At 69.0% G+C, this 10,933-nt stretch carries 13 protein-coding genes; 6 read left to right on the top strand and 7 right to left on the bottom strand.

Features of this window, described 5'->3' with window-relative positions; translation table 11 throughout:
• Positions 1–594 precede the first annotated feature (594 nt).
• Both ACFYR3_RS30150 and ACFYR3_RS30145 read right to left on the bottom strand, forming a co-directional pair.
• Positions 595–1,023 carry a hypothetical protein gene (locus ACFYR3_RS30150; protein ID WP_389285214.1) on the bottom strand — a complete coding sequence of 143 codons (429 nt, stop codon included), beginning with the start codon at positions 1,021–1,023 and terminating at the stop codon, positions 595–597.
• Positions 1,024–1,416: 393 nt separating this feature from the next.
• Complete coding sequence (locus ACFYR3_RS30145) at positions 1,417–2,154, bottom strand: alpha/beta hydrolase (protein ID WP_355847804.1); 738 nt, start codon at positions 2,152–2,154, stop codon at positions 1,417–1,419.
• A 351-nt stretch (positions 2,155–2,505) separates the two neighbouring features.
• Between ACFYR3_RS30145 and ACFYR3_RS30140 the strand changes: the two genes are divergently transcribed.
• A complete protein-coding gene (locus ACFYR3_RS30140) occupies positions 2,506–3,039 on the top strand; it encodes a hypothetical protein (protein ID WP_355847807.1) in 534 nt (177 codons plus the stop codon).
• 218 nt (positions 3,040–3,257) lie between these two features.
• On the opposite strand, the gene ACFYR3_RS30135 is transcribed toward ACFYR3_RS30140, so the two are convergent.
• Positions 3,258–3,503, bottom strand: coding sequence for a WhiB family transcriptional regulator (locus tag ACFYR3_RS30135; RefSeq protein WP_355847810.1), 246 nt, complete (start codon positions 3,501–3,503; stop codon positions 3,258–3,260).
• A gap of 271 nt (positions 3,504–3,774) precedes the next feature.
• Between ACFYR3_RS30135 and ACFYR3_RS30130 the strand changes: the two genes are divergently transcribed.
• The gene (locus ACFYR3_RS30130) at positions 3,775–4,566 is read left to right on the top strand and encodes a VOC family protein (protein ID WP_356783268.1); all 792 of its coding nucleotides are present in this window, start codon (positions 3,775–3,777) and stop codon (positions 4,564–4,566) included.
• A 242-nt stretch (positions 4,567–4,808) separates the two neighbouring features.
• On the opposite strand, the gene ACFYR3_RS30125 is transcribed toward ACFYR3_RS30130, so the two are convergent.
• The 4 genes from ACFYR3_RS30125 to ACFYR3_RS30110 form a co-directional block, all read right to left on the bottom strand.
• The gene (locus tag ACFYR3_RS30125; RefSeq protein WP_355847816.1) at positions 4,809–5,846 is read right to left on the bottom strand and encodes a LacI family DNA-binding transcriptional regulator; all 1,038 of its coding nucleotides are present in this window, start codon (positions 5,844–5,846) and stop codon (positions 4,809–4,811) included.
• Positions 5,847–6,077: 231 nt separating this feature from the next.
• Positions 6,078–7,109 (bottom strand): non-homologous end-joining DNA ligase, encoded by a 1,032-nt coding sequence (ligD, locus tag ACFYR3_RS30120; protein WP_355847819.1) that lies wholly within the window; start codon positions 7,107–7,109, stop codon positions 6,078–6,080.
• 153 nt (positions 7,110–7,262) lie between these two features.
• Positions 7,263–8,471, bottom strand: coding sequence for a tyrosine-type recombinase/integrase (locus ACFYR3_RS30115; RefSeq protein WP_389285213.1), 1,209 nt, complete (start codon positions 8,469–8,471; stop codon positions 7,263–7,265).
• 14 nt (positions 8,472–8,485) lie between these two features.
• A complete protein-coding gene (locus ACFYR3_RS30110) occupies positions 8,486–9,142 on the bottom strand; it encodes a hypothetical protein (protein WP_389285212.1) in 657 nt (218 codons plus the stop codon).
• 108 nt (positions 9,143–9,250) lie between these two features.
• Here ACFYR3_RS30110 and ACFYR3_RS30105 point away from each other — a divergent pair, with 108 nt between their 5' ends.
• The 4 genes from ACFYR3_RS30105 (at position 9,251) to ACFYR3_RS30090 (ending at position 10,841) form a co-directional block, all read left to right on the top strand.
• Positions 9,251–9,478, top strand: a complete 228-nt coding sequence (locus ACFYR3_RS30105) for a helix-turn-helix domain-containing protein (protein WP_389285211.1) — start codon at positions 9,251–9,253, stop codon at positions 9,476–9,478.
• Entirely contained in the window at positions 9,478–9,693 is a 216-nt protein-coding gene (locus tag ACFYR3_RS30100) for a helix-turn-helix transcriptional regulator (protein WP_389285210.1), read from the top strand. Before ACFYR3_RS30105 ends, ACFYR3_RS30100 begins: the two co-directional genes overlap by 1 nt.
• 144 nt (positions 9,694–9,837) lie before the next feature.
• Positions 9,838–10,293: a hypothetical protein gene (locus tag ACFYR3_RS30095; protein WP_389285209.1), complete on the top strand. Its 456-nt coding sequence runs from the start codon at positions 9,838–9,840 to the stop codon at positions 10,291–10,293.
• Positions 10,290–10,841: a hypothetical protein gene (locus ACFYR3_RS30090; RefSeq protein ID WP_389285208.1), complete on the top strand. Its 552-nt coding sequence runs from the start codon at positions 10,290–10,292 to the stop codon at positions 10,839–10,841. The genes ACFYR3_RS30095 and ACFYR3_RS30090 overlap by 4 nt, the downstream gene beginning before the upstream one ends.
• The last annotated feature ends 92 nt before the right edge of the window (positions 10,842–10,933 follow it).

Genomic DNA, 10,933 nt, shown 5'->3' with positions numbered 1-10,933 from the left:
CTCGCCGTCAACCGGCTCTTCGGCCGACGGAGACTCTGCAGGCATGGTGACCTCCTGGGACTGGGCAGTGGAAAGCACAGCTTGTCACGGCGGGCCCCCTCGAGGCACCCGCTCCTCCCATCGCCAACCGCCATCGCGGCTCGTCCCTTCAGGGACAGCCGCCGTGCGTACGGTGCGGACGGCCCGTCCCGGCAGCTCGAATGCCGGGGACGGGCCGTTGTTCGTCCGATAGCGGGTCGGCCGAGCCGGACGATGTCCAGAACGGACAGGTGACGCGGGGACCGGTTCGCGAAACAGATGACGGACGAGTGGCCGACGGGCGCGATCCGGACGTCCTCGTCCTCGAGGCCTCACGTCAGCTGGTCCTCCCGGCATCCCCCGCCCAAGGCCCCACGTCAGCTGGTCCTCCCGGCCAGTCGTACCGCTACGGCACACGCGCCCGGAGGCCGTGGAGGGGGACCGACGAAGCTCGGCTCCGGAGGTGACGCAATGCACCGAGCGCGGGCAGCAGACCGGGGGGACGCAGCGTGTGTTGGCACGCTTGCCGGCCGCTCCGAGCGTGGCAGTTGGCCGGCTTGACGAGCGCCCTGCCGGTCAGCAATTGATGGGAGGGTTACCGGAAGCGACTCGGCAGTAGTCCGACCCGAGTCCGCCGTCGACGGTGCCGGCGTTCGGGCCGACGAAGATGGAGTCGCCTTCGGCTCCGCCGAGGATCTTGCCGGTCGCCGTGGTTCCTGTGTTGGCCGTGATGGAGTCGCCACCGGCGCCGCCGTCGACGGTGCCGGCAACGATGCCGTTGATGACGATGTAGTCGCTGCCGCCCAAGCCGTTGACCTTGTCGCCCGAGGCGAGGGCGCCACAGCTGATGTAGTCGGAGCCGGCAGTACCGCTGACGGTCGTACCGGACACGGGGCTGCCGTTGACCGTGCATGCCGTCAGGGCTTGTGCGGGCGTTGCCGTCAGGGCGAGGGGGGCGGCCACGAGGGCGGCGGCGCAGAGTGCACGTATCGCATGTCTGATCATGCGATGAGTGGCTCATGACGATTTCATGATCGCAATGCTGCACCATCGGTCGCGCCACCGTTCGGGGCAGTCTGCCCCCCGGACGGGCCATCGAGACCGACGGTCGGACGATCAGGGTTTGCGACGGGTGTCCGAGGCCGGAGTAAGGGCAGGTGTCCGAGGCCCGGGTAAGAGGGAGCCAGGGGTCCATCCCGCAGGTTCCCAAGCCGGGAACCTGCGGGAACCGCCCCCACCGACGACACCGACGCAGGGAAGTTTCGTTCGACCTTCTGCCTCAGCGAACCCGAGCGCGCGGTGCGTACGCTGGGGGTGGTGGATGGCCGGGGCCTGTCCTCGATGACGGCATCATGGCCGACGCCGCTTACCGTCTGCTGCCGGCCTGACGGCCCGGCCTCACTTCAGGTGCCGGGCGAAGAACCGAGCCCCGTCCTCCATCTCGGACCGCGGGACGCCGGTGTGCCCGCCGAGGTTGGCGTGCAGGGACTTCTCCTTGGAGCCGAAGGCGTCGAACAGGTCGAGAGCCGCCTGCCGGTCGTTCCCTTCGTCGTCCCACTGCAACAGGACCCGCAGCGGAATGGTGACCTGGCGGGCCTCCTCGAAGATGGCGGCGGGGATCAAACTCCCGGCGAAGAAGCCGGCAACCGCGATGCGCGGCTCGACCAAGGCAAGGCGGATGCCGATGGAGATCACTCCTCCCTCGAATCCGACCGGGCCGCCGATCTCCGGCAGCGAAAGGAGCGCGTCCAGGGCGGCCTGCCATTCCGGGACCGCCTTTTCGACCAGCGGGAGGACGAGGGCGTCGACGATCTCGTCGCCTACCGGCTCGCCGGCCGCCATCGCCCCGCGCAGGTCGGCGCGGGCCTGCTCGACGGCGGGCCAACGGGGCCGGTCACCGCTCCCGGGGAGCTCGATGGTGGCCGCGGCCCAGCCGTACTGCGCCGCGTAGTACCGGGCCCGCCCCGCCAGCCGGGGGTACATCTTGCGCAGTCCGAGGGGAGGGTGGCCGATCAGGATCAGCGGCGCCGGTGCTGATGCGGATGCGGGCGTCCACAGGATGCCGGGGATCTCGCCGAGGGTGAATTCGCGCTCGAGGACGCCGTCGTCGAGGCGCTGCTCAGAAGTGAATTGCATGGTCGTGCCTTTCGGGAGTGCTCATGTACGGCGCTCCCGGACGACCTATCGCCCGACCGTGACCCCGGAGGAGAGCACCCACGTCAATACGTTCACGGGTACCACCTCCTCGTTCTCTCGCACGGCCTCCCGAAAGTTAGCAGTCGTCTCCGTGGTCCGCCAAACGGGTTTTCGCGGAGGCTCTGGGGCCGGATGAGAGCGCCGCGGCGCGCGCACCGCGGGCCTGCGGCGGTGACGGGAGGGTCCTGTGGCCGGGTTGTCAACTTTGGCGTGTAATGGAAGGTGCGCGACGCGCGCCGACGTGCATCGGCGGCAAGACACTCCGAGGCGATCGCAGCCGGAGGACTTCTCGTGAAGTACCACACCCGAGCATTCATCGCAGCCACCGGAACGGCACTCTTCCTGTCCGCGGCCACCGTGGCGTACGCCGATGGCAGCAGCCACGGTTCGGCAGGCACCGTACAGGCAGCGCGATCGGCGGTGAGCGCATCGTCCTCCGCGACGGTGTCCACCAAGTCCGGTCCGCTCGGCAAGATCCTGGTCAACAGCAAGGGGCACACCCTCTACCTCTTCCAGGCCGACAAGACCAACAAGTCGACCTGCAACGGAGACTGCGCCAAGGCTTGGCCACCGCTGAAGGCGCACGGGAAGCCGACCGCCGGGGGCGGCGTCAACAGCAAGCTGCTGTCGACCACCACGCGCAGCGACGGCTCGAAGCAGGTCACGTACAAGGGGCACCCGCTCTACACGTTCATCGACGACACCAAGGCCGGGCAGACCAACGGGCAGGGGCTCGACGCCTTCGGCGCCAAGTGGTACGTGCTGGGCACCGACGGCAAGCAGATCACCAAGACCTCGTCATCGTCACAGAGCGGCGGCTACTGACCGGCCCGCCTGGCGCCGTCCGAACCGGTCACGGTCCCGGCGCCCGAAACCCGTTGAGCTGCCACAGCGCAGCTGTGTACCAGCGGTTTCGACGATCTGCTGCGGGGTCCGACCCTTGGGGGGACTGCGCCTGTCGACGGTGGAGCGGCGAACCCGATTTTCCGGTGCGGGCGGCGGGCACCCGCCGCGTCATGTGGCCGCGGACGACATGGTTCGCGTCATTCCATGGCGCGTCGCAGGCCCAGGCGCTCCTTCTCGGAGAGTCCGCCCCACACGCCGAAGCGTTCGTCGTTGCTCAGCGCGTACTCCAGGCACGCGGAACGCATCGCGCACATCCCGCAGATGCGTTTCGCCTCGCGCACCGAGCTGCCCGGCTCGGGAAAGAAGAAGTCAGCCCCCGTCTGCGCGCACAACGCCTGCTCCTGCCAGGCGAGGTCGGACGGAGTGATGGTTTCCAAGTACATGGTCAAGATCGTGCCTCGCGGCGAAAAACGTTCGATCAACGCAGGATCAACGCCACGTTCCAAGGCTCCCGGCGGCCTCGATGATGGCCCCGCGACAGGGCCCCGGGCACGGCGGCGCGCGGGAAGGACGAGAACAATACGAATCGCGGCGGCCACCAAGAGTAACGACAACTGTCGCTCCCGGGCGCTTTGCGCGTCTCGACGGCGATTGTCAGTGGGCGGTGGAAGACTCGGCACCAAAGGCAACGGGACCCCTCAAAGGAGGGCAATCATGCTCACCACCCACTTCGTCAACGGCGCCCCGAACTGGCTGGATGTCGGCACATCCGACATCGAGGGCGCCACCACCTTCTACGGAGGCCTTTTCGGCTGGCAGTTCCAGTCGGCCGGGCCCGACGCCGGTGGCTACGGCTTCTTCCAGATCGACGGAAAGACCGTGGCCGGCGGCATGCAGATCACCGCCGAGCAGGGCCCTCCGTCCTGGAACGTCTACTTCCAGACCGAGGACGCCGAAGGCACGGCCAAGGCCGTCGGGCAGGCCAAGGGCACGGTGCTCATGCCGCCCATGGACGTGATGGGCGAGGGCCACATGGCCATGCTCGCCGACGAGGCGGGCGTGACGTTCGGCATCTGGCAGCCGGCCCGGACCAAGGGCCTGGGCATGGCCGGTGACCCGGGCTCGCTGTGCTGGGTCGAGCTCTACACCCCGGACGTCGCGGCGGCCGCCGCGTTCTACAACTCGGTCTTCGGGTGGAACACTTCTGCGGTTCCGTTCCCCGGCGGCACCTATACCTGTATCAACCCAGCGGGGACCGAGGAGGAGAGCATGTTCGGCGGCGTCATGGCGCTCGCCGACGACCCGGTCGAGGCGAAGACGGGTGCGTACTGGCTGCCGTACGTCGAGGTCGCCGACACGGACGCCGTGGTCGCCAAGGCCCAGGAGCTCGGTGGCACGGTCCGTATGCCCGCGACGGACATGGAGGGCGTCGGCCGCATGGCCAAGCTCGCCGATCCGTACGGGGCACGCTTCGCGGTGATCAAGAGCGCACCGCAGCAGGGCTGACGTCTCCGATCGGCGGGACCCCGGCACGCGCGGCCCCGCCGATCACCGTCGCCATCACCCGCCACCCGCCACCCGCCACCCGCCACCCGCCACCCGCCACCCGCCAGTCTCAGGCGTCCCTCAGGCGTCCCTCGGGCGTCGCCGTCACGCGTCACTTCAGGCATCGGCGTCAACCGTGCCCACTCCGCCGCCACTTGAGCCCGCGCCGGGAGTGAGGAGACCTGCGCGGAGGCCTGTCAGACCTACGCGGAGACCCGTCGCACGACCGTCGTCGGCAGGACCACTCCGGAAGGCTCGGACACCGGGCCCTCCGCCCCCGTCCCGCCCTCCAGGCCGCGAATCAGCAGCCGGGCCATCAACCGGCCCATTTCCTCTATGTCCTGACGAACCGTCGTCAGCGGCGGATCCGTCTGCTCGGCGATCGGCAGCATGTCGTCGAAGCCGATCACGGCGACGTCCTCGGGCACCCGTCGCCCGTTCTCGCGCAGCACGCGCAGCACACCGAGGGCCGACAGGTCGTTCGCCACGAACACCGCGTCCACGTCGGGGCACCGCTCCAGCAGCTCCCGCATCGCGCGTTCGCCGCCGGCGGGTGTGAAGTCGCCCTGCGCGACGAGCGCCGGATCGGCGTCCGCCATGACGTCCCGGAAGCCGTCCAGCCGGTCGACCGCGGACGTCTGGTCGAGGGCACCGGTGATGTGGGCGATGCGCGTCCGCCCGAGACCGAGGAGGTACCGAACGGCCTGCCGGGCGCCGCCCCGGTTGTCGCAGTCGACGTAGACCGCCTCGCGGACGCCCTCGCCCCAGCCGGGCCGCCCGCCGAACACGGTCGGCACGCCCGCGCCGTGGATCAGGCCGGGCAGCGGGTCGTCGAGGTGCAGCGAGAAGACGAGCGCACCGTCGACATGGCCGCCGGTGAGATAGCGGGCGACGCGGGCGTGGTCGTCGCGGCCCTCCGTGAGCAGCAGCACGAGCTGCGAGTCGTTCGCTGTCAGTTCCTTGCTGATGCCGCGGAGTTGGAGTGCGAAGAAGGGGTCGGCGAAGACCCTGGTCTCCGGCTCGGCGATCACGACGGCCACGGCGTCGTGGCGCCGGGTGACGAGGCTGCGGGCGGCCTGGTTCGGCACGTACCCGAGTTCTTCGACGGCCCGGCGCACCCGTTCGACGAGCGGTTCGCGGACCCCGTCCCCACCGTTCACCACCCGCGACACGGTGGCCCGGGAGACCCCGGCCCGCGCGGCCACGGCCTCCAGCGTGGGGCGCGACACTGTCTCGGTCACCTCAGGGCACCTCCTCGGCGGATGCGGATCAGGATAACCGCGCGGCCGCTCCCTCAGTGAGAGCGCTCCCCGATCATCGAAAACGGCTCGAACCGATCACATGGAGGGGCCTGGAGGGGGTGCCTGCCACGAGGGTGGAAATGGGCCCGGCGGCCGCGCCCGCCCGCCGCTGACCCGCGCCGCTGATCCGCCCGCCGGACGTCCGGCCGAGAGAGAGCCGGCCAAGGGAGATCAACTGCTAGGCGGCTGAGCGTCCTCGTGCTTGGCGCGGCTCGGTTGTACCCGCTTGGGCTCGCCCGGCATCTTCGGGTACTCGGGCGGGTACGGCAGGTCGCCGAGGCCGTGGTCGTGCTCGTCGCGGCTGGCGAGTTCCAGCAGGGCCTCCAGGGAGAAGGCGTGGTCGTCCATGTCGGCGTGCACATCGCCGAGTTCGGCGAAGCGTCCCGGCATGGTCGCCAGGTCGAAGTCCCGGGGTCTGGCGTCCTCCACCTCGTCCCAGCGCAGCGGCGCGGAGACCGGGGCGTGCGGGCGGGGGCGTACTGAGTAGGCGGAGGCGATGGTGCGGTCCCGCGCGGTCTGGTTGTAGTCCACGAAGATCTTTTCGCCTCTCTCCTCCTTCCACCAAGCGGTGGTGACCCGGTCGGGCATACGGCGTTCGAGCTCGCGGCCGACGGCGATGGCGGCCCTGCGTACCTGGGTGAAGGTCCAGCGCGGCTGGATCGGCACGAAGACGTGCAGCCCGCGGCCCCCGGAGGTCTTGGGCCAGCCCCGCAGATCGCCGTACTCGTGGAGGACCTCGCGCAGTTCGTGGGCGGCGCGCACCGCGTCGGCGTAGTCCGTGCCGGGCTGCGGGTCGAGGTCGATGCGCAGTTCGTCGGGGCGGTCGACGTCGTCGCGGCGGACCGGCCACGGGTGGAACGTGAGCGTGCCGAACTGCGCGGCCCACAGCACGGCGGCGGGCTCGGTGGGGCACATCTCGTCGGCACTGCGGCCGCTGGGGAAGGTGATGTGGGCGGTCGGGATCCAGTCGGGCATGTTCTTGGGTGCGCGCTTCTGGAAGAAGGACTCGCCGGTCACTCCGTCCGGGTAGCGCTCCAGGGTGGTGGGGCGGTTGCGCAGGGCGCGCAGGATGCCCTCGCCGACGGCGAGGTAGTACTGGGCGAGGTCCAGCTTCGTGAAGCCGCGCTCCGGGAAGAAGATCTTGTCCGGGCTGGACAGACGTACGCTCCTGCCGGCCGCTTCGAGTTCCACCGCATCGCCCATGCGAGCCACGGTAGGCGCACCGCGCAGACCGCGCACACCGGGCGGATGCCCGCGCCGCCGCGCAGAATCGAAGCATGGTTCTGCGAGACTTTCGATAGATGCAGGTCAGACGCCATATTTGCCCACCGTCTCACGCTGTTCTCTCACAATCTCTCACCCCAGCCCGTGTAGGCCGTCGAGCGCGGCGGCCGCCGAACGAAGATCCTCGGCGTCCGGAGCGACGTACTTGGCCTTGGTGAAGGCCGCGTTGGTGTGCCCCGCCCACGCCGCGAGGACGACATCCGTGACGCCGTTCACGGCGAGGTACTTGAGGACGGCATGCCGCGCGTCGTACAAGCGCACCCGCCTCAGGCCGAGTTGCTCCATCAGCCCGCACGCGTGGTCCCGGAGGTTCCTCGTATCGAGCGGCAACCCGAGTTCGTCCACGAGCACGTACCCGGAGGCGGTGTATGCCTCGCCGGCCGCGAGGCGCTCGCGGGCCTGCAATGCCTTGAAGCTCTTGAGGGAGTCCCAGACCAACCGCGGGAGCGGCAGGGTGCGTTCGCCGCTGGTGGTCTTGGTGTCCTTCTCGACGGTGTAGTGATTGCGGACCATCGTCCGGGTGTTGAGCACCGACACGGTGCCGCGCACCAGGTCGACGTCCGGCTCCCAGCGCTGACCCGCGACTTCGGCCGGGCGCATCCCCATCAGCGACTCCATGAGCGGAGCGCACAGCCGATCGCTACGGATGCCGGAGACGTACTGCTGTACCTCCGCGACGTTCCACGGCTGGACCTTGGTGCTGCGCCGCTTGTCCTGCTTGCGGACCTGCTTAGGAACGTGCACGTACTCGGCGACATTCGCCCGCACCATCTGCCGGACGAAGGCACGGCCGAGGATCTCCTTCAAACGGGAGAGGATCGTGTCGACGCTGGTGGGGCGCAGCCCGGTCAGGGTCTCGACCGGCTGCTCAGGGTTTCCGGTCTGCACGATGATGGGGCGCCGGCGCCCTTGAGTGAGCAGCCACTGCACGAAGTGGATGCAGTCGTCCTCGGTGAGGGCCTGGAGGCGGGTATCCCCGAGCCGGTTCTTGATGTAGCCGAGCTGGGTCTCGTAGCTGGGGATCGTGGTGGGCTCCAGGTCCTCCTTCTTCTTGGCGAACCACTCGTCGACCCACTCCCCCACTGTGATCTTGTTGGGGACGATGAGCGTGCCCGCGTCGCGCTGGTGCCGGATGCGGGCGTACTCGGCTTCGGCCTCCTTCTTCGTGTCCTTGGTGATGGTGAGTTGCTTGCGTTTGCCGGTCTCGTCGCGGCCGACGTCGACCACGAACCGGTATCGGACCCTGCCGTTCTTCAGCGGGATCTTTTTGATCTCGGCCATGTACTCCCCCTTCTCTATCCAGGCGCAACCGCGACCACGGAAAAGTCCGGGGCAAGCTGCGCGTCCAGACCTTCCTTCTTCGCGTGGTGCAACCACGTATTCACGGTGGCGGTCGACGCATCACGCTTCTCCGCGACAACCGTTGCCGGAGCCTTCTCTCCAGCCGCCGCCGCTGCGTTGTACTCAAGTTGCACCTCTGCAAGCCGGATAAGGCGCCTCCAGCGCCGCAGCGCACCAGGGCCACCGTCCGGGTCCACGTCCGGATGGTTCGCCCGAACCATCTCCTCGGCACGCTCCGGAATCTTCTCAATGGGCGGCGGCGCCTCGAACAGGCCCGCGCTCATATCTAGCGGTGCTCCTTGCGGAGTTCGCTGTCCGAAGGTGAGGGCCAGTCGAGCAACCCGCTCCAACTTCACGAAGGGCAGATCTCGCACGAGCGTGGCGCCCACCGGCTTCCAGGCTTCGAGGGGTACGTCGTCGGCTTGCTGCACTCGGACCCCGTAGGGCCCCTCGACTTTGTGGCCGCCGAGGAGGACGTACTGCAACCGCACCACGACATGCGGGTGGCTCGCAGGCACGAGGGACACGAAGACCTCGCAGTCTCCGTTGGAGGCGCCCTCGATCGGCTCAGGATCGGAGAGCCAGATGAGGTGCTGAGGCGGAGTGGTCATGCCGTACATCGTGCCCGCCAGGCAGTCAGATTGCAATGCAAAGGATTGCCTCTCGAAAGATGACGGAAAGCCTTTCGCAATGTGGCGGGATACCTTTACGATGGAGGCATGAGCCCCGAAGACCTTCGGCGGATCAGCGAAGTTCGCGCGCTTGTCGCCAACGGCAAGGCTCGTGAGCAGCGCGAAAGCCGCCGACTCAAGCTCCAAGAGATCGCCGACGCCGTCGGCGTCACCCCCGTGACCGTCTACCGCTGGGAGCGGGGCATCACAACGCCTCGCGGCGCAGCGGCGCTACGGCTGGCCGAAGTCCTCGAGATCACCGCGAGCGCCGTCTGATGGCCGCGAAGAAGGCGGAGTCGCCGACGCTCGCCGAGGTGAAGAAGTGGCCCGCCACGGTCAACGTCCCCCGTGCCGCCCTCGCCCTCGGCTGTAGCCGGTCGCAACTCTACGAACTCATCAAACGTGGCGAGGCGCCGATCCGAACCCTCTCGTTCGGAAGCCGTCACGTCGTGGTCACTGCATCTCTCGTGGCGGTTCTCGAAGCCGCCTGACCGCACAAGACGACCCCTCTCGCGCCGGCACTACGAATGCCGACGAGGGAGGGGCCTCAGCAACAGACCCACACAGCGAAGCCCCTGGCTCATTGCTTGGACAGCCGGGCCGGGGGCTACGCGGAACAGAACGGATCCATCACCATGCACGAGTCTAAGACCGGCCAGGCCGCGACCGCGACCGCCATTGCCTCCGAGCCGCGCATCAGTCTCGTCGACGCCGGCCTCTACGTCGCCGCCGCCGCATACGACGAGGCGCTCCGCAGGCCGAACCCCGTGGCCACCCTCGACCACATGGTCGAGACCGTCGCCGAGATCATGCCGAACATCGTCAAGGTCGTGAACGCCAAGGGCGGCGGCGAGTTCGCCGAAGCCCTCCGAATCGCCACCGTCGCCCCGCTCCTCGCGTTCACGGCCATCGAGCACGCCCGCGCGGAAGTCGACCCCGACTACGGCTACCTCTTCGACTACCTGGTCAAGAACCTGCGTGCCGGTGCCGACCCGCGCGCCGTCAGGACCGCCGCCGAGGACACACCCCAGCGTCTCCGTGAAGCCGCCGAGCAGGCCGACGCGATGACCGACGAGCAGACCCGCGCATGACCGGCCACAGCACCACCGTGGACACGGCGGGGAGCCTGGCTGACGAGGCGTACGACCTGCTCCAGTGGGCCGACCGCCTCACCACCAGCGAACTCGACTGGCTCATCGGTCTCGCGGGCCGCACCTACGGTCCGACGTTCCTCGCGGAAGCACTCGCCGAGGACAAGATCACCGCGCGGACCGTTGCCGATCTGGTCGGCGGTATCTGGTCCGGGGCGGAGTACCCGGACCGGCACCATGACCGTGATACGTGGCGGTGGCTGTTCGACACGGCCGGTTTCACGGTCGACGGTGAGCGGGCCGCGCGCCCGGCCGAGCCGCTGACCCTTTACCGCGGCTCGGTTCCGGAGCGTCGTACGGACTGGTCCTGGTCCCGGGATCGGGCCGTGGCCGAGCGGTTCGCCGAGGGTGTTCGCGGCCGAGCGCCGGGCCGTCTGTGGGTGTGCGAGGTTCCGCCCGCGCACATGCTCGCGGTCAACACCGGCCGGGACGAGGCCGAGGTAGTCGTCGACACCCGCGGCCTCCAGATCACCGAGGCGCCTGCGTGATTCCCCGTCCTGGCAACTGCCGTCCCTGCTCGGTCGCTTCGGCGGCCGGGCGGGGACGCGGCCGGACCTTTTGCTTCGCCCCCTTCAGATCG

The sequence above is a fragment of the Streptomyces sp. NPDC005784 genome, assembly GCF_042871525.1.
Taxonomy (GTDB): domain Bacteria; phylum Actinomycetota; class Actinomycetes; order Streptomycetales; family Streptomycetaceae; genus Streptomyces.
Note: the sequence above shows the minus strand (reverse complement) of the source record. Positions and strands in the feature narration are given on the sequence as shown.